Genomic DNA, 17,601 nt, shown 5'->3' on the forward strand with positions numbered 1-17,601 from the left:
ATGAGTAATTCCATGGGTAGTGTCAGTGCGAATGGTATAACAAGTTCATATTTGTATGGTAGTGAAAATGTGCCTGTTGATTGGCTGGATGGAAAACGAAGAGACTTTTCTCCCGTGGAGACGAGAATTCCGGTACGCGATTACATGGCAACGGTTGGTCGATTTGTGAATGCCAGTTTTTTTCCAGTCATTGAGAAATTTTTAAATCCTTCATTTCAGAATTCGTATCAGATACCGCCTGGTGAGTACAATAAAGAACAAATTTATGCTATTTTTGGCATTAATTCAATTGATAAAAAAATTGTTGTGCAACAGCAGTGGCAATATGATGATGGAAAAGATAATTTTTTAGAACGTGCTTACGTCTGGAATACGGTAGCATTTCAATTGGTTGGTGATGTGCGATTTGTTGTGGATTCGAACGGTAATCGATATATTAAAAATTTAGGAATAACACCGTATTCGAATGATAATAATAATGAAAATTTTGATTTGGTGGCTGGGGATGGCTTTGGAAGTCTTGTGAATGGTGTTCTTGAGCCTATTATTGATCCATCTGGGCTTGGGAAAAAAGTAACTATTGTTTTTGATGGGAAGGTTGGTTTAAATCCTATATATGAGTATGCTGATTATGCGCGTGACCTGTCCAGTCGGGCGGCTCCAGATTTTACCCTTGCTCTTAAAATTGCCAATTTGGGTTTGTCGTTTACCGATAAGTTATTTCAAGATGGAATTACGAGAACATTGTATCATAATAAGCCAATAATATTTGGTACGAGCAGTGGTGAAGCGATTGTAATGACTCAGACCGTCACCGGAGTAGACTTGTCATCGCATAGGCAGCTCGGAGCATATGTTAAGAATGGTATTGTTTATGATGCAGGAGCAGGCAGTGATGTTGTAACCGGCACCGATAATGCTGATATCGCTTTTGGTCGTGATGGTAATGATGTTATAGATCTGGGTTTGGGGGATGATATACTTGATGGAGGCGATGGTCGTGATAGTTTGTATGGAAATTTAGGTTTTGATATATATAAGACGGATAAGTTGGATACTATTCAAGATTCTGACGGACGTGGAAAAGTTTTCTTGGGTAAAGAAGTATTGACGGGCGGAGTTCATAGCAAAGATGATCCAGCTGGCGTCTATAAGAGTAAGGATGGTCGATTTACTTACGTATTAGTGGGTGACAAGCTCACCGTTAACAACGGCCTGGTGATTGATAAGTACAAAAACCATGACCCGGGTATTCATCTGCTGGAGGAAGACCCACCATTGCCTCCGGGGCCGAATATGGGCAAGGCAGAGCCCATTACGTCTCCTATTGTGATTGATCTGGATGGTGATGGAGTTGAAACCGTTGGTATTGGTGCCCATTACTTCGATCACAACAAGGATGGTTTGCAAGAGCAAACCGCTTGGGTGGGGGCTGATGATGGCCTGCTGGTGCGTGACTTGAATGGCGATGGCCAGATCAATAATGGTGGCGAGTTGTTTGGCAGCAATACGCTAGCAGCGGATGGTTCGGCGGCGGTCAACGGTTTCCGGGCTCTTGCGTCATTTGATGATAATGGTGACGGCAAAATTGATGCGGCGGACAAGATTTTTGATGATCTGCGTCTCTGGCGTGATGCCAATGAGGATGGTGCGACCGATGATGGTGAGCTAATGACGTTGGCGCAGGCTGGTATCAAGGCCATTAATACCGCTTACACCGACACTAATAGCCTCGATGCCAATGGCAATACCCTAGGGCAGGCTTCCGGTTATCCGTAGTGACGGCTCCAGTGCGGCTGCGGTTGATGTCTGGTTCAAGACCAATACCCAGAACCGTATCGATAGCACGCCGGATGAAATCGATATGGATCTTTATCAGTTGCCGGATGCCATCGGTTTTGGTCAGGTGCATGACTTGCGTACCGCCATGGCGGGGGATGCCACACTGCGCAAGATGATGGAGGACTTTGTCGCCGCTCCTGACAAGAGTGTATTGGACACGATAATCTATCGCTGGACTGGGTCTGATGGTGTGTCCCCCAATAGCCGTGATCCCAGCATGATTTATGGTCACGTGATGGATGCACGCCAGTTGGTGACTCTGGAGCATCTGTCTGGTCGGGGATATCTGGGTACTTGGTGCTGGGGAGCACGTGATCCCAATCCGCATGGAAAAGCTGCCCCCGTTCTCATTGCCGAGTATGAGAAATTCAAGAAGTTCTTTAATGCCGAGCTTCAAGCTCAAACGCTCTATGCGGAAGATCTGGCATTCATTAATAGCTCGTTTTCTTCTGCCTCACAGGGCATGGCAATCGACTATGCCGCCATGCAAACCAGTTTGACCACCTTGGCGCTAAGTAATCCGGACAGAGTAAAGTTGATTACTTCCGTTTTGTGGGACCTCGCACTCTATAACCAGCAACTTGAGCAGAAACTGACTGAGTTTGGCTTGCTGCGCCCTGATGCGGGCTTTGGGTCAGATGAAGCTGAAACTCTTTTTGGTAACGCTCAAGATGACATCCTGCAAGGCAATAAAGGAAATGACTTGCTATATGGTAGTGCCGGTAATGATACCTATCAGTTTCGCCTAGGGGATGGGAGTGATCGTATTTATGACAGTTTGGGCAACGATGTATTGATTTTCCTTAGCCCCGAGATCAAACCAGATCGGCTGCGCTTGACGCGGGATGCTACGACGGTGTGGCTCAATATTCAGGATGCTAATGGTCTTGATACCGGTGACCGTGTTCAGATTGATAGCTTCTTTGATTTTGATGGCAATGTCGCGGAAGGTTTGATCGAATCCATCCGTTTTGCCGATGGTAGCAGCTGGAGTTATGTTGACCTTGTCAACAGGCTGATCAGTTCGAGCACGGCAGGTGACGACCAGTTGTATGGCACACCGCTTGATGATCGTATCAGCGGGCTAGATGGTAATGACAGGCTGTATGGCTATGCTTAAGCAATGATGTGCTGGATGGTGGCAAGGGCGATGATTTCCTGACTGGCGATGCTTAAGCAACGATACCCTGATTGGTGGTGAGGGGGATGATTTGCTGGTGGGCGGGAAAGGGGAGGATACCTATCTGTTTTCTGCCGGTCATGGCAAAGACACCATCCGTAACTATGACAATAACGAAGGTTCGATCGACATCATCCGTTTTGATGCTTCCATTGCATCCTCGGCGGTTACGCTCGAGCGTGTTGGCGATAATTTGCTGATTCATACCTCTGCGACGGATGTCATCACAGTTGAAAGTTATTTCGATGGCGATGGGCAAACCGGATATGCCGTAGACCGTATCGAGTTTGCCGATGGCAAGGTGTGGCTGGTGAATGATGTGCTGGTCGCCATGCAGCGCGCTACAGAGGGGAATGATTATATTGGTGGTTATGTCATCGATGATGTGATTGACGGTCTGGGCGGCGACGACACCATTGATGGTATGGACGGCAACGATATCCTGCATGGTGGAGCTGGCAATGACTGGGTGCACGGCGGAGAGGGGAGTGATGCGCTGTACGGTGACGCCGGGGATGACCGCGTGTTTGGTGACTATGGCAACGATGTGTTGCAAGGCGGTGCTTACAATGATGTGCTGGATGGTGGTGATGGCCGGACACGCTGGATGGAGGCGATGGGGATGACTGGCTGCTTGGTGGCAACGGTGCCGATATCCTGCGCGGTGGCAGCGGCAGTGATTCGCTGAACGGTGGCAATGGCAACGATATCCTGCAGGGCGGGACTGGCGACGATACCTTCTCCGGAGATGCCGGAGCCGATACGTATGTTTTTGCCCGTGGGGATGGCAAAGACTATGTGATGGACGACTATCAGGACCTGACGACCGTTGCCCTTATCGACTTGTCGGTCAGCGAAGTGACCTTCCGGCGTCATAACAATGATCTGGTGCTCAGCTTTGCCAGTAGTTCGGAAGACCGCATCACATTGTCCGGTTTCTTCTGGGACGATGTGCCGCGCAATGTCATCCAGATGATCGAAGGTAATACGGTTGCGACCCTAGATGCCCAAGCAATTATTGCCGCTACCCAGACTCCATCAGCAGGTGACGATTTGATTGAAGGCTCGGCCAAGGCCGATGCGCTATCCGGTGCCGCAGGCAATGACACTCTGTGGGGGATGGATGGCAATGACACCCTGAATGGTGGTATTGGCAATGACAGCCTGTTGGGTGGCATGGGGGATGACCGCTATGTGTTTGTGGCCGGTGATGGCAGCGACACCATTCTGGATGTGGCTGGCAACGACACCATTGTGCTGTCCTCCGTCACTGCCAAAACGGCCATTCTGCGCCGGGATGGTGATGACTTAGTCATCACCAATACTGTAACGGCAGATCAGATTCGCATTCAGCACCATTTCTACGTCGACTATGACAAGAGCCATCCTTATGGAGTTGATACCGTTCAGCTAGGTGATGGTACTAGTTGGGATCTGGAGGCCATACGGTTGCAGGTATTGCAAGGTGGCGATGGCGATGACCTGATTTTCGGCCACCCTGAAAACGATGTGATCCATGGAGGCAAAGGTAACGACAGGCTTAATGGCCCGGCCGGTGATGACACGATCTATGGCGAGGACGGCGACGATATCATCGAAGACCGCCAAGGGCGCAACGCACTGTATGGCGGTGATGGCAATGATGTGCTGACCGGTACCGGTTTGCTGGATGGTGGTTCCGGTAACGACACCCTGAATGGCAATGTCGATCGCTCCATGCCGGATACCTTGGTCGGTGGTTTGGGCGATGACAGCTATTATGTTGATGACACTAACGACGTGATCGTGGAGCAGGCCAATCAAGGGATCGATACTGTTTACACTACTGCCGGATTCACTCAAATGGCGGATAACGTTGAGATTCTCCGCATGCAAGAGGGTAGCTGGTCGCAACAGGCGGCTGGTAATGCCCAGAATAACATCATGTATGGCAATAGCAGCGGCAATCGCCTAGATGGTGGTCTTGGTGCCGATACGCTGATTGGCGGTGCTGGTAATGATACCTATGTCATCGATAGTTTGCAGGATGTGGTGGTGGAATTGGTGGACGAAGGCTTTGATACCATTGAAACCGGTAGTTTCAGCTATACCTTGCAGGATAATTTTGAGGGACTGACGCTTACCGGGACTGCTAATCTTGATGGGACGGGTAATGCGGCGGATAACGTCCTGATGGGAAATGATGGTCATAACCTTCTTGATGGGGGGCTGGGGCGAGACACCATGTATGGTGGTCTTGGCAACGATACCTTTGTGGTTGAGAACGAAGACGACCTCGTTTTTGAATCCTACGATGAGGGTATCGATACCATAGAGCGTAGCTACGACACGCTCTATGTGCTGGAGCGCAATGTCGAGAACCTGGTTCTAAAGGGCGATGTGATCCATGGTAATGGTAATGAGCTGGATAACGTCATTACTGGTAATGATGCTGATAACAGTCTGTTGGGACTGGCTGGCAATGATACGCTGATTGGTGGTGCAGGCAATGATGCGCTGTTTGGTAGTGAAGGCCAGGATACGCTGATTGGTGGTAGTGGTGATGACTACTACGAGATCGACGATGTTGGTGATGTGATCATCGAGCAGGCTGGTGAAGGGGGATGACTTTGTCCAGGGCTTCGGTCAGCTGGACGCTTGGCGAGAATATGGAACGCTTGGGACTGGACGGAACTGCGGACCTGAGTGCAAACGGTAATGCACAGGCCAATGGCCTGTGGGGCAATGATGGCAATAATGTCCTCACGGGTGCAGCCGGTAACGACTATCTGTCGGGCGGGCTGGGCAATGACACCTATGTCTTTAACAAGGGTGATGGTCAGGACACCATCGATAATACCGACCTAATCGGTGCCAGCGATACCCTCCGGTTTGGTGCCGGGATTGTCGAAGCCGATGTACTGGCTTTCCAGTCTGGCAGCAATATGTTCTTGAAGCTCAAGAACTCGACAGACCAGATCGGTTTCCTGGACTACTACGCCGCCAATGCCACGCTTAATGGGCAGGCGGCTGATCACAAGATCGATCGCATTGAGTTTGCCAACGGAGTGGTCTGGGATCAGGCAAAAATCCAGAGCGTGGTGGACCGTGCCAACAACAACCATGCGCCAGTGCTCAATAGCGGTTTGCCTACCTTGCAGGCCAAGGCCGATTCTGTGTTCAGCTATGTGGTTCCGGTCAACACGATTACCGACCCGGATGCCCGGGATTCGATCACCTACAGCGTGAAGATGCAGGACGGTTCACCATTGCCGTCGTGGCTGAGTTTTGATGCTAGCACCAGAACTCTGACTGGGATGCCGGGAACCGCCGATGTCGGTAGCCTAAAGTTTGTACTGTGGGGGACAGACAATTACAACTACTCCACCGGGGTATACGTCAGTATGACTGATTGGCGCGGCCAATCGTGCCCCGCTGCTGTCTGCAGCGTTGCCAGACCAAACGGCAGGAGAAGGTCTGGCCTTCACCTATACGGTGGCGAGTAATGCGTTTACCGATCCTGATAGTGGTGACACGCTGAGCTACAGCGCCACCTTGGCCGACGGCAAGGCTTTGCCTTCCGGCTCACTTTCAATGCCAACACTCGCCAATTCAGTGGGATGCCGCCCGTCGGCTCTTCTGGCTCAGTTAGTGTCATGGTTACCGCTCGTGATAGCGGTAACCTGACGGCTTCTGATGTGTTTGATCTGGTCGTTTCAGTCAAAAACCTTACCCTGACCGGCACTTCCGGTGTTGATACCTTGAATGGTGGTGCTGGCAATGACACCCTCAGCGGCTTGGCGGGTAACGACATCCTGAATGGTGGGGCGGGTGACGACACGCTGGATGGTGGGGCAGGGAATGACACCCTGAGTGGTGGGCTGGGTAACGATACCTATGTGGTGGATAGCTCTGCCGATGTTCTCAAAGAAAATGCCAATGAGGGGACTGATGCCGTCAAAAGTTCGGTCAGCTTTACCTTGGGCCATAATCTTGAAAACCTCACCCTGACCGGTACGGCTGCCATCAATGGCACCGGTAATGCGCTGGATAACGTGCTGATCGGTAATTCGGCTATCAATACGCTGACTGGTGGGGCTGGGAATGACCGTCTGGACGGTGGTGCTGGTGCAGATACCTTGATCGGCGGCACTGGTGATGACCTGTATATCGTGGATAACACGGGAGACAAGATCACCGAAAATACCAATGAAGGGACTGATACGGTGCAAAGTTCGGTGACCGGACACTGGGTAATAATCTGGAAAACCTGACCCTGACGGGGGTGGCAGCCATTAATGGCACGGGCAATAGTCTTGCCAATGTCCTGATCGGTAATGGCGGCAGTAATGTGTTAAATGGAGGTGCTTAAGCAATGATGACCTGTGGGGAGGCGCCGGAAGTGACACGCTGAAGGGCGGTTTGGGTAATGATATCTACCGCCTCCAGCGCGGAGATGGTGCCGACATCATTCAGGATCAGGACAGTACAGTAGGTAACACCGACCAACTGATTTTGGGTTCTGATGTTCGCTACGACCAGCTTTGGTTCCAGAAAAGCATCAATGACTTGGTGATCAGTGTCGTTGGAAGTAGTGACAAGGTGACAATCCAGAATTGGTATCTGGCAGGCAGCGGGACGAATAATCAGATTGAGCAGATTCGTTCCGGTGATGGCAAGGTTCTACTGAATAGCCAGGTTCAGAATCTTGTCAGTGCCATGGCTTCCCTTCAACCCGCCTGCAGCCGGTCAGACCAGCTTGCCTAGCAACTACGGCAGTTCGTTGCAGCCTACTCTGGCTGCCAATTGGAAATAAACCTTATCGGTAAGGACCTCCCCCGGCTCGTAGCCGGGGGGGTATGACTGTTTTAAATTCCTGTTGATGAACTGTGTCGTGTTATGAAATCAAGCTTTGTTGTGATCTCCAGAATTGCTAGTGCCCGCAGGAAAACATGGTCTCTTTTACTCTCTGGGTTTCTGTTGTGGCCGATAGTCTGCAATGCATGGGACCCCTATCTACGGGATCCGTTAGGGGTTATGCCTGCCCGTGTTGCGCCCCCTCTTTCAGGTAGTAGCGCGTGTCCGGCACTGACAGAGCGGGAGCAGATTGATCTGGCGACTGCCGTGGATCAGGCTTTGTGCCATAACCCCCAAAGCCAAAGTGCGTGGGCGAGCATTCGTGCCCAAGCCATGCAAGTTGGCGTAGCAGAGTCAGCCTATTTGCCAACAATCAGTGCCAGCATCCGGGGGTGCGTAATCGGGCGCGTACCTCCACGCCTGAGTTCCCTCACCTTGGTACTGATATCGCCAATACCTACCATGTCGATACTGCCACTCTGAATTGGCTGCTTTACGATTTTGGTTCTCGTGCCGCCGCCACGGAAAATGCTCGCTTGTTGCTACAGGCCGCGCAGGGGCAGTACGACCAGGCATTACTCAAGGTCTTTGCCAATACCGCCCGGGACTACTATTTGGCTGCTGCCGCACAGTCTGCTCTGGAAGTGGCCGTGGAGAATGAGCAGACCACTCAACAAACACTCAAAGCCGCATCTGGCCGAGTTACTGGTGGAGTCGCGGCCATTACCGATCAACTGCAGGCACAAACTGCCTATACCCAAGCGATGATCGGTCGTATTAAGGCGGAAGGAGAGCAGCATAATGCGTTGGGTGTACTGGCACTGGATATGGGTTTGCCAATTAACCAGCTACGTAAGGTAGTTGCTTTGCAAAGGACAGCAGCGAATATCGACCAAGTGGAACAAGCGATTAGTGTCTTGTTGGGTGAGGCCCAGCGTGAGCATCCTGCATTGAAGGCTGCACGGCTGCAGAGGGATGCTGCCAGAGCCCGGGTGGAACAAGTTAGAGCAGAGGGGCGGCCCAGTATCAGTCTGGTAGCACGTGCCAGTCACAATACCCAGCCGGAAAGTCTGGGCGTGGGTTTGTCGACGACTCCGGCGCGGTCGCAGGATCGTTATCTCGGAATTGAACTCAATGTTCCGATTTTTGAAGGATTTGGACGGACGTACAAAATCCGCAGTGCGGAAGCGGAAGTTGAGCTTCAAGAGGCACGTTTGTCAGATGCCGAGCAGCAGGTGGCGAGGGATATTTGGACTAGCCATGAAGCCTTGAGGACCGCTAGTCTGAACGTTGGTGCCATAGGGGTATTGTTGCGTAATGCAGAAGCCGCATTTACAGCTAGCCAGAAGCGCTATCGTACGGGTATCGCCGACATCATGGAGTTGATGGGTGTTCAAACAGCGCTGGCCAATGCCCGTCAACAGAAAGTACAAGCGATTGCAGATTGGTATACCGCAAAATATCAACTTGCAGCAGCACTGGGCAGAGTTGCTAAGTTATAAAAACCGCAATATGTATCGAGGGCTCCAGTCAGACCTCGATTTTTTTGTAACCAAAGTACTTATCAGATTGCCAAGTCTTCTAGGCTGCTATAGCAGATAAATTAGCCCTTTGATAGGAGCGTGTAAAAATTTTTATGTAAACGGTCAGTCGGCAGGAAACTGCCCCATGGCCGGGAGCGATGATGACCGTAGGAAAGAAAGCCGTGCCCAAAGAATTGTTGAACAGCCTGTTGGCGGACTACCGCAAGCTGGAAGACCTGATTGGCGAGAATGGACGACTCAAGCAACTCACCAAACTGTTGGTCGATAAGGCACTGGAAGCGGAGATGGCCGATCATCTCGGCCACGGCATGAATGCCAGGTTGCGATACGTTACCTTGAATTGCAAGCAGCCGCTCTTGGCTGTACCAAATTGCAAAGCCGGTTGACGACTTAGTCGGTTTCTATGGTGCGTTGGGTTTCACCCACAAGGTAAGAAAAGTCAAAGAGTATTGCTCCTTGAACGCCAGCTTGACCATGCGGAACAGTCCTGAGATATTGAATTTAAAGAAGATTTTTATGAAAGTCCGCAAACAAAATATAGCCCGGGTCGGAGTGAGTGTGCATGTGAAAGATGGTTCTTTAAGCATAGAAGCTGCGAAAGCGCGTGTAGAAGCTTTCTCGTCGAAGACGAAACCACGTTTTTTTGCCGCCCTGAGCATTCTGCCACCCCATGAAGCTGATGAAACGGTAGGTGTGCTCGTTGGTAACACGAAACGTGCAGGAGCCACGGTAAGGGGTAAAGGCTTTGCCGTGTCGCCGGGAAACCTCAAAACGGCCTAGTTTAGTTGGGCAGGAATGTCGAACCTCGCTTGGCGAGGTTTTTTATTTCACCATGACTCCAGCTCGGCACTTCGCTGGACTACGCCAAGACTAGATACAGCAGGTTTATCAATAACTTAGGCGAGTTCATCATATGCCGGTGCTTTCTGAAACTTGACCCGACTTCCGCTCTGCTGGCCCCTAGAAGGCTCCCCGGGAACCGGGTCTTTCCGAGGAGTCATCATGGCAAAAATCAAGCTCACCAAGTCCGCTGTCGATGCGGCACACCCCGTGCGCAGGCCGTCGAACTCCGGAATACGCTGGTGCCCGGCTTCTTGTGCAAGATTACCCCGTCGGGTCGCAAGGTGTTCATGCTCCAGTATCGGACGAACGCCTACGAGCGCCGCAAGCCCGCCTTGGGCCAGTACGGGGAACTGACCGTCGAACAGGCCCGTTCGCTCGCGCAGGAATGGCTGGCCCGGTACGCCGGGGTGGTGATCCCGGCGCCGACAAGGCGGAGGCGCGCAAAGCGCCCACCGTCGAGGAGTTGTGCAAGAAGTTCATGGAGGATCACTCCAAAAAGCGCAACAAGCCCAGCACCCGAGTCGGCTATCAAGGCGTCATCGACCGCTGCATCATCCCGTTGCTGGGCCGCAAGAAGGTCCACGACGTGAAGCGCCCTGACATTGCCGGACTGATGGAAAAACTTTCGTACAAGCAGACCGAGGCAAACAAGGCGTTCAGCATCCTGCGCAAGATGTTCAACTTGGCCGAGGTATGGGGCTATCGGCCTGACGGTACCAATCCTTGCCGCCATGTACCGATGTTCCCTGCCGGAAAGTCCACCCACCTTATCAGCGACGAGGACATGGGCAAGCTGTTCCGGCAGCTCGACAAGATCGAGGCCGAGGGGCTGGAGAACTACGTCGTCCCGTTAGCGATCCGCCTGCAATTCGAGTTTGCTTAACCGCCGTGGCGAAATCGTTTCGCTCGAATGGGAATGGATCGATCTGGAAAACCGCCGCGCCGTCTGGCCCGACAGCAAGACCGGCGGCATGTCCAAGCCCATAAGCGAGGAAGCCTACCGGCTGCTTTCTACGGCACCGAGGCAGGAAGGCAATCCCTACGTACTGCCGTCGCCGCGCCATCCAGGGCAGCACCTGACCACGGGCGAGTATTACGGTGGCTGGAGCCGTGCGCTCAAAGCGGCGGGGGCGACACATGTGGGGACGCACGGTATTCGCCACCGCTCGGCGACCGACATTGCCAATTCGGGAATCCCGGTCAAGGTCGGCATGGCCCTGACGGCTCACAAGACTGTAGTGATGTTCATGCGCTACGTCCACACTGAGGACAAGCCGGTGCGGGAAGCCGCCGAACTGGTGGCGAATCGGCGCAAGGCAATCACTGGGGGGCGCCGCACCGAAGAGGTGAATGCTTGATCCGGTGCAAGATATCCGTTCCGTCGCCAGCAGCACCTTCAATGCTGCTGGGCGACATCCGGCGGTAACCAACGGGCAGCGCTTGGTTAAGCATCCACCAGCGCAGCGTCATGCCCACCAGCGTGCGCTACGCGAAGGGTGAACTCCAACGAATTGTCGTGACGCGATACGACAATTCGCAGAAGAAGTGTTATCTGGTTCCGTTCTGCGATTGCTGCAAGGCTTGTTCGAGCCAACCGCTTTCTTCTTCGGCGACGAGCTGTTGCATTGCGTCCAATCGGATTGCCTGCGCGGACCTCCGACGAGTTTCAACCTTTCCGGGAGTCATCTCAGACTGCAACTCAGTCTGCATGCATTCTCCCAGAACGTGCTGGAATTCCAGTTCATCGGTACGGGCGAAGAGTACGCGCCGATGTGCATCATCGATCAGCATCAACCTCACAGAATTCAGGCGCAGCAAGTGACGCCAGCGGCGGTCGATCGACACGAAATAAGGAATGAAAAACGAGCCGAGCTGACTTGCCGTAGCATTCTTCTCTAAGACACGGAGGAGAGTCATGTCCCAAGCCATGCCGCGAATCTCCTCCAACATCGTCTTGGATCGACCAGTGATCGGGCCGAAGAACGGCGACCCCAACTCGGAAGTCATGCCGCTCCATATGAGGTGCAACTCGGTGAGAGGGATGGCCCCGGGGTTATGGATGCTGAAACGCAGCAGTTCGCTCAAGATGCGTCTCTTATCTGCCTTGCGTTTCTCGTGCCACAGGCGGGCAAACCGCAAGAGCAACGCCTGTGTCCCAGCGCTCTTGGCTTCGTGATGAATGACATGCTCACTGGTCTGCAACTCCGACAGAAAGGCCTCGGCTTCGGGACGGAGTAAAGCCTTTAGCTCTTCGCATGGGACATCGAAAACGAAGCGAGTGGGATCATCCCGAAAGGCATCCCAATCCAGGTGATCGAGCATGCGGAAGGCGATCAACGTATTCAAGGGTCGTTCGTTGCGTGGATCGTCGCGGGTCAGTCGGGTGTTCTCGATGAGGAACGGCAGCACATCGAATTGCACGTTGCGGTTCCGAGCTTTGAGCATGAGGACCTCGTCGACCCGGTTGCGATCGACCTGCTGGATGCTCTCTGCTACGATGGCCGCACGCATTTTCTCTGCAAAGTTCGAATCGAAGCTCAGCGAAAAATCGATCAGTGCATTCGACTGGCCGCCAGTGAATCGTGCTTGAATGCTGGTCCCGGCGGACATGAAAAACGCTCGTGGCCCCTCGAAGAACGGGGTGACGTACTCACTGGAGGACAGGCTGAGGCCAAGTTCGAGGTTGATCGCACCTGGGGAATCGGTGCAAATGACAGCGCGAAGATCTGCGCATTCCGCCGCGCGTAGGGACTCGATGGCGTCAAGTGCGGCCTTGTCGCTGTTGAGTAGTGCAGAAAATAGGGCGTCTACGATTGGGATATCAGGCACGAGTCGGTCCGGCTATAAACGGATGCCGCCAAACTTCGGCGTGGCGCATTGTTCGGGCTGACGATTGCGCACCACCGATTCGTGAAAACTCTTCACGTCCTCATGGCGGCACTTAACCAAGCCCGGAAGTTTCTTGAGACGGGCTTTCTGAATGGCACACATCATTTGTGTGCTGGCCATCGAATGCTCACGCCGTCCGGAAGCTCAAGCTCAAGTTTCGGGTCCAGCTTCCGGTCTGGCGCAATTGTGAGCAAGTCGAGGGGGATGCTCCACTCATCTGCAAGTTGCGCCTTCAGTTCCTTAACCGTAAAGCCCCGGAATGACAAACGCCATACTCGCCCGTCTGGGCTATCGTTGTCCTTGTCTTCACTCAGCAGACTGCGTTCCCCAATCGTCAGCGCCTTAACGAGAGGTGGCGCACTCCGCTTAACGCTCAACTCCACGACCACTTCCTGAGGTGCGGTGGAAGGAACAAAAGGAAGCTCGTCACGATACGGTTCAAGCGTCCGTTGGATGAATAGCATTGCGGGCTCGTACTTCTTCACCGTTTGAATAGCCAGCAACTTCTCCAAACACCGTCCCTTGATCTTGCCGGAGCGGAACTCGCCAGCAGCATTGAAGTAGACCTCGAAGAACATTCCGTTCAACATATCGAGCGCCCGCTCGATTGGAATGGAAGCCAACTCCTGACGCAGTTTGTCCAAGAACGCGACCGCCCGATTCTCGTTTCCACATGCGCATTGATATAGATTGCGACCCAGCACAAAGGCTTCGTCAGCACTGACCTTGCCCCAATCGAGTTCCAGTACGGCCACGACGGCCGGATTCTGCTGATACCAGTTGTAGGTCTTCATCGCCTTAATGAGACCGGCGATTTTGTTTCCGTTCTTTAGCGGGAAGTCCACATCTGCCTTGGCCTCATCCGAGTACGAAAAGGCCTGCTTCAGGCGTACACCGGCTTTTCGTAGCTTCTTGGTGATGAGTTCGGCCGGGCAGTAGGCGAACGACCTGCAAGAGCAATGTGTCCTGTTGTCTTCAAGAGACCGGGCACTTCAACGCTCTCATCAAAAAAGGCAGGATGTATTCGCGGCTTTCGGTGAATGCCCGAGCTTGGGCGCTCTTGCGCTCATGGTTCGTCCACAACTTCTTGCGGTACGCGTCGGAGACGAACATGACAGTGAAGACAGCTCGGTTCTGGTAGACATCGCTCAGGTGCGTGTACAGATCCTTTCCCCACAAATCGACTTCCTCGAACTTGTCGTAAAGACATCGACGCCTTCGGCTTGCAACGCCTTGGCCACGGCATCGACATACACACGATCTTCGCTTACAAAGGACAAGGCGACATGAAATTTTTTTGGCACTTCGGTAGTCTCCATTAAGAGTCGGTAACCCCGGGCGGAGGGGGCGGACCGTTCTTCGCTCCATCATTCGGTTCGAGTAGGGCACGCAGATTCGCTCGTATCGTTGCGGCAACTGTTGAAGTGGGCATTCCGTGTAGAGCTGAGCGCTTCGACCACTATGGCAACATCGGCAGGTTTAGACGGGCGATCGCCCGTCTTTGTGAAGGGGCCATCGGTCTCAGTCAATAGCCTATCGAGCGGAATCAGCGAGACCATAGATGCATGTCGGGTATTTTCCAACATGGCGGCGTTTATCGAAAAATAACACCCCAATTCGAGAGCGCGCTGCGCTTCTGCCTTGCTGCCGGTGAACCAGTGAAGTACGACCTTCCCCTTAGATGGAGGCAAAAACGATTCAATATGGTCAAGTACAGCCTTGGTAGCTCGAACGCTGTGAACAGTGACAACCTTGCCCCCCGCGTCAGCGCAACGCTGAAGAACGTGTTGAAAGACTTGCTTCTGCAGGTCCAGAGATTTGTAGAAGCGCGGACCTGCATCGAGGCCGACTTCACCAACGTAACGCGCCTCCGACAGGTAGCGATCCCACAGTTCAAGTTCGCTCGCACGCTCCGCGACCAATTGCGGATGCAGCCCAAGCGCAGCTCGGACATGCTTCGTGCGCTGCGCGAGTTCGTGATTGCGTGGCCACGCTAACGGTGTTGTTGTCACCGCGAGGGTGAATACGCCAGCCGCATCTGCCTCCCGGACCGCAAGAGCGTGGTCCGGGTAGAGATCGACGTGGCAATGGAAGTCCACAAGACCGGCCGACGGAATCATGATCGCATCCTCGTCAACTCGGTCTTGCCTCGACACCATCGATCAGACGCTCGACTTCACCAAGGCCTCGCCGATAGACATCGGCCAGCTCGTTGAGATGAGCCGACTCGTCCGCGAGGGAGCCGGGCTTATGAATCAGCAGATTCGCAAGCTGCGGTCTCGCCCGCAGGCGCTCAATCGCGTACTGAAATGATCTGATCTGCTTTCCTGTCGATTCGCGCGTGTCCAGCGGCTGTGCGTGTAGGTCTTCCACGGTGTATGTCGTCGCGTCACCTCCGACACCCCATGCCGTAGTCAGGGCAGCACGACGGATTAGGCACGGAAGGCAATAGCCGCAGTGTTCGATGCCAAGTCCTTGCCACCGACCCTTCGTCGGGGATGAACACGACAATGAATCGGTTGCCAAATTCTTCAACAGTGAGGGATTCCGACAGTTTGTGGCCATTTCGCCCTTCGTCTTGTCCCAGTACGGGTTTCGGATCTCGCCGTCTATGCCGAGTATGCCGAGCAGGTCGTTCCACCTAGCCATGTAGTAAGGATGCGTGGTGCGGGTGCTGTTCGATCCGAGCCGTAGTGGGTCCAAAGGAACATTCAGAGCAATGAGTCCATTTTCGGGTACACGTAGAATGAAACTCCGCCCCAATCCAGTACCTGCAAACACCCCGAGCGCGAAGAACAGGAACGACCTACCGCGCGTGCTGTTCTCTGAACCGACGCCTTCCACAAGGCCATCCACAAAGGTCATTCCGACCCGCAGACGCTCGAAGGACGACTTGTTGAAGTGCTTCTTCAAACCCGTGAACAGCTTGCCCTGCGCGTCGCTTGTCGCGCCTTCGCCGAAATGACTGACTAACAACGGTGTGGCGCCGTCTTCCAGTAGATCAATGGCGCCAATCAAGCTATCCAATCCCCCCGAGAACAGGCTGATGGAATCAAATGGTGGGGCAATCAAGCTCGAAGGCGCCACCGGGCGATTGTTGCGAATCGAGCCGGACGTGCCCTGAACCCAATCATCCAGCGGTCGCCCGTTAAGAAGTCCAGTGCTTTCTTCAGCGTTGGTCCTGCCGCAGCCCAGCGAGCAGGTTCGCTGACTGGGACGACCAGGCGTATCTCGCGCGTCCAAGAATCCTGCGACTGCTCGACACGTGAGATGCGGGTATCCGCTGCATGGACATGCGCGGCCAGCACCAGCAGATCAATGCCGATCTCAGAGGGAAACACGCCGATCTTCTTCAGGCTCGTCAGCGCGCCACCGATACCATGATCCAAGGACTTTTCGGCTTACGACGAGTTGTATGTACGTCCTCTGTTCATCGGTCCCAACCGCAACATCGAGACTGTCGTCGGGGCCGAAGCGGCCCGCTAGGAGTTGTCGCTTCATTGGTCGGCCTCCGCATCACCAAGAGTTTGCAAGATCGCAAATGCCGACTCGTACACGGCGTCTACGAAGACCTGAATCCGCTCGGGCGTGAGATTGGGGGTCTCCGACCGAGCCCGCGTCAGCGCGTCGCTCACTCCGCCACGGATGAAATCGCGCAACTGCTGTTCAACGCGATGCGCAGCTTGCGCGTCTGTCGGCATAGTCACGGCCTTGGTGCCGATGTCATTGCATATGCGCGCTTCTATCGCGTGCGTGGCATACAGCTCGAAAACCGTTTGCATTTGATCCGGGGTAAACGTGGTTAGATCGGTTAGCCCTTCGCTTGCCAGTTCAACGATGGTCTCGATGTATGCCTCGCGGGCAATTCCTTCATCCACGGTGCCTGCGCCCGGACAGATGTAGTCGGCCAAGCCCACGAATATCTCGGCGATCGGACGACCTGCCAGCGACTCCAAGTCCAGTGCACGTAACGCCTCGCGCACACCACGCGCCTGCGCGTCGGCCAAGAAGCCAAGGAGTCGTGCGCTTAAGCACCGCGAGAGGCGCCCATGCGTTGTGCAGCCCTGGCGCGCGCCGCTTACCGACGTTGAAACGTACTTTGATACGGCGCGCCCCAGACTGGCCCGATCACTGCCGCCAGAACCGGCGAATCGAGTAAAGCTGTTACGCGCGCCCGAGAAGCGTTGCGGGTCCGCCGTCTTCGGAATGGGTGGCCGGTTTGGTGGTGCAGGGGGCGCAGCGCCATCTGCGGGAGGCTGGCCATCAGGGCCTACGCCGGGACTCGCAGGGTTGGGAGGAGCGTCACCGCCATCACCGCCGCCCAGCCATGACGGGACGAGCGGAGTTCCTCCGCCGGGGCCTCCGTAAGCCGTTGAGGTTCCCATCAGCGCGCTCCCTTCACGTCTTTGAGCGCCGCTTCGGCGCTGGCCTTGAGGCCGGGGTTGTTGGTGGCTTTGCTCCAATCGC

General features: G+C 54.0%; 18 protein-coding genes and 4 pseudogenes. 16 read left to right on the forward strand and 6 right to left on the reverse strand.

Annotated features, from left to right (window positions below; genetic code table 11):
• From GKE73_RS20870 to GKE73_RS20940, 16 genes and pseudogenes are all read left to right on the forward strand, one after another.
• Positions 1 to 1,779: an SPM autocatalytic domain-containing protein gene (locus GKE73_RS20870; RefSeq protein ID WP_230371623.1), complete on the forward strand. Its 1,779-nt coding sequence runs from the start codon at positions 1 to 3 to the stop codon at positions 1,777 to 1,779.
• Positions 1,780 to 1,864: 85 nt separating this feature from the next.
• Positions 1,865 to 2,962 (forward strand): calcium-binding protein, encoded by a 1,098-nt coding sequence (locus GKE73_RS20875; protein ID WP_230371624.1) that lies wholly within the window; start codon positions 1,865 to 1,867, stop codon positions 2,960 to 2,962.
• A 70-nt stretch (positions 2,963 to 3,032) separates the two neighbouring features.
• Positions 3,033 to 3,710, forward strand: a complete 678-nt coding sequence (locus GKE73_RS20880; protein ID WP_312854605.1) for a calcium-binding protein — start codon at positions 3,033 to 3,035, stop codon at positions 3,708 to 3,710.
• Positions 3,653 to 3,796 (forward strand): annotated as a pseudogene (locus GKE73_RS26305) (calcium-binding protein); the annotation flags it as partial. The gene GKE73_RS20880 and the pseudogene GKE73_RS26305, both read left to right, overlap by 58 nt.
• A gap of 27 nt (positions 3,797 to 3,823) precedes the next feature.
• Positions 3,824 to 5,629 carry a calcium-binding protein gene (locus GKE73_RS20885; RefSeq protein WP_230371723.1) on the forward strand — a complete coding sequence of 602 codons (1,806 nt, stop codon included), beginning with the start codon at positions 3,824 to 3,826 and terminating at the stop codon, positions 5,627 to 5,629.
• Positions 5,626 to 6,507, forward strand: coding sequence for a putative Ig domain-containing protein (locus GKE73_RS20890; RefSeq protein ID WP_230371626.1), 882 nt, complete (start codon positions 5,626 to 5,628; stop codon positions 6,505 to 6,507). The genes GKE73_RS20885 and GKE73_RS20890 overlap by 4 nt, the downstream gene beginning before the upstream one ends.
• Positions 6,452 to 6,660 (forward strand): annotated as a pseudogene (locus tag GKE73_RS20895) (putative Ig domain-containing protein); the annotation flags it as partial. The gene GKE73_RS20890 and the pseudogene GKE73_RS20895, both read left to right, overlap by 56 nt.
• Positions 6,658 to 7,275, forward strand: coding sequence for a calcium-binding protein (locus GKE73_RS24380; protein ID WP_280955277.1), 618 nt, complete (start codon positions 6,658 to 6,660; stop codon positions 7,273 to 7,275). The pseudogene GKE73_RS20895 and the gene GKE73_RS24380, both read left to right, overlap by 3 nt.
• Before the next feature lie 148 nt (positions 7,276 to 7,423).
• Positions 7,424 to 7,768 carry a calcium-binding protein gene (locus tag GKE73_RS20910; protein ID WP_230371627.1) on the forward strand — a complete coding sequence of 115 codons (345 nt, stop codon included), beginning with the start codon at positions 7,424 to 7,426 and terminating at the stop codon, positions 7,766 to 7,768.
• A 482-nt stretch (positions 7,769 to 8,250) separates the two neighbouring features.
• Positions 8,251 to 9,360, forward strand: a complete 1,110-nt coding sequence (locus GKE73_RS20920; protein WP_312854602.1) for a TolC family protein — start codon at positions 8,251 to 8,253, stop codon at positions 9,358 to 9,360.
• Positions 9,361 to 9,542: 182 nt separating this feature from the next.
• Positions 9,543 to 9,707: pseudogene (locus GKE73_RS20925) on the forward strand (IS256 family transposase); the annotation flags it as partial.
• A 151-nt stretch (positions 9,708 to 9,858) separates the two neighbouring features.
• Positions 9,859 to 10,182 carry a hypothetical protein gene (locus GKE73_RS20930; RefSeq protein ID WP_230371628.1) on the forward strand — a complete coding sequence of 108 codons (324 nt, stop codon included), beginning with the start codon at positions 9,859 to 9,861 and terminating at the stop codon, positions 10,180 to 10,182.
• Positions 10,183 to 10,532: 350 nt separating this feature from the next.
• Positions 10,533 to 10,589 (forward strand): annotated as a pseudogene (locus tag GKE73_RS26810) (hypothetical protein); the annotation flags it as partial.
• A 41-nt stretch (positions 10,590 to 10,630) separates the two neighbouring features.
• Entirely contained in the window at positions 10,631 to 11,128 is a 498-nt protein-coding gene (locus GKE73_RS26815; protein WP_446686359.1) for a tyrosine-type recombinase/integrase, read from the forward strand.
• Complete coding sequence (locus GKE73_RS26820; RefSeq protein ID WP_446686360.1) at positions 11,121 to 11,603, forward strand: site-specific integrase; 483 nt, start codon at positions 11,121 to 11,123, stop codon at positions 11,601 to 11,603. The genes GKE73_RS26815 and GKE73_RS26820 overlap by 8 nt, the downstream gene beginning before the upstream one ends.
• On the forward strand, positions 11,596 to 11,745 hold the full coding sequence (locus tag GKE73_RS20940; protein WP_230371629.1) for a hypothetical protein: 150 nt from the start codon (positions 11,596 to 11,598) through the stop codon (positions 11,743 to 11,745). The genes GKE73_RS26820 and GKE73_RS20940 overlap by 8 nt, the downstream gene beginning before the upstream one ends.
• 48 nt (positions 11,746 to 11,793) lie before the next feature.
• On the opposite strand, the gene GKE73_RS20945 is transcribed toward GKE73_RS20940, so the two are convergent.
• The 6 genes from GKE73_RS20945 to qatB all read right to left on the reverse strand — a co-directional run bounded on the left by GKE73_RS20945 (position 11,794) and on the right by qatB (position 17,519).
• Positions 11,794 to 13,074, reverse strand: coding sequence for a hypothetical protein (locus GKE73_RS20945; protein ID WP_230371630.1), 1,281 nt, complete (start codon positions 13,072 to 13,074; stop codon positions 11,794 to 11,796).
• A gap of 161 nt (positions 13,075 to 13,235) precedes the next feature.
• A complete protein-coding gene (locus GKE73_RS20950; RefSeq protein WP_230371631.1) occupies positions 13,236 to 13,979 on the reverse strand; it encodes a hypothetical protein in 744 nt (247 codons plus the stop codon).
• A gap of 522 nt (positions 13,980 to 14,501) precedes the next feature.
• A complete protein-coding gene (gene qatD / locus GKE73_RS20955) occupies positions 14,502 to 15,254 on the reverse strand; it encodes a Qat anti-phage system TatD family nuclease QatD (RefSeq protein ID WP_230371632.1) in 753 nt (250 codons plus the stop codon).
• Between the two features lie 13 nt (positions 15,255 to 15,267).
• On the reverse strand, positions 15,268 to 16,221 hold the full coding sequence (qatC, locus tag GKE73_RS20960; RefSeq protein WP_230371633.1) for a Qat anti-phage system QueC-like protein QatC: 954 nt from the start codon (positions 16,219 to 16,221) through the stop codon (positions 15,268 to 15,270).
• Entirely contained in the window at positions 16,203 to 16,523 is a 321-nt protein-coding gene (locus GKE73_RS20965; protein WP_230371634.1) for a hypothetical protein, read from the reverse strand. Before GKE73_RS20965 ends, qatC begins: the two co-directional genes overlap by 19 nt.
• Positions 16,524 to 16,631: 108 nt before the next feature.
• Positions 16,632 to 17,519: a Qat anti-phage system associated protein QatB gene (qatB, locus tag GKE73_RS20970; protein WP_230371635.1), complete on the reverse strand. Its 888-nt coding sequence runs from the start codon at positions 17,517 to 17,519 to the stop codon at positions 16,632 to 16,634.
• Between the last annotated feature and the right edge of the window lie 82 nt (positions 17,520 to 17,601).

This window comes from Paludibacterium denitrificans (genome assembly GCF_009707705.1).
GTDB lineage: Bacteria > Pseudomonadota > Gammaproteobacteria > Burkholderiales > Chromobacteriaceae > Paludibacterium_A > Paludibacterium_A denitrificans.

Coding starts and splice junctions, on each gene's coding strand:
- GKE73_RS20870 (WP_230371623.1), top strand. CDS start 1: ATGAGTAATTCCATGGGTAGTGTCAGTGCGAATGGTATAACAAGTTCA.
- GKE73_RS20875 (WP_230371624.1), top strand. CDS start 1,865: ATGGATCTTTATCAGTTGCCGGATGCCATCGGTTTTGGTCAGGTGCAT.
- GKE73_RS20885 (WP_230371723.1), top strand. CDS start 3,824: ATGGACGACTATCAGGACCTGACGACCGTTGCCCTTATCGACTTGTCG.
- GKE73_RS20890 (WP_230371626.1), top strand. CDS start 5,626: ATGACTTTGTCCAGGGCTTCGGTCAGCTGGACGCTTGGCGAGAATATG.
- GKE73_RS24380 (WP_280955277.1), top strand. CDS start 6,658: ATGGTTACCGCTCGTGATAGCGGTAACCTGACGGCTTCTGATGTGTTT.
- GKE73_RS26815 (WP_446686359.1), top strand. CDS start 10,631: ATGGCTGGCCCGGTACGCCGGGGTGGTGATCCCGGCGCCGACAAGGCG.
- GKE73_RS20940 (WP_230371629.1), top strand. CDS start 11,596: ATGCTTGATCCGGTGCAAGATATCCGTTCCGTCGCCAGCAGCACCTTC.
- qatD (WP_230371632.1), bottom strand. CDS start 15,254: ATGATTCCGTCGGCCGGTCTTGTGGACTTCCATTGCCACGTCGATCTC.
- qatB (WP_230371635.1), bottom strand. CDS start 17,519: ATGGGAACCTCAACGGCTTACGGAGGCCCCGGCGGAGGAACTCCGCTC.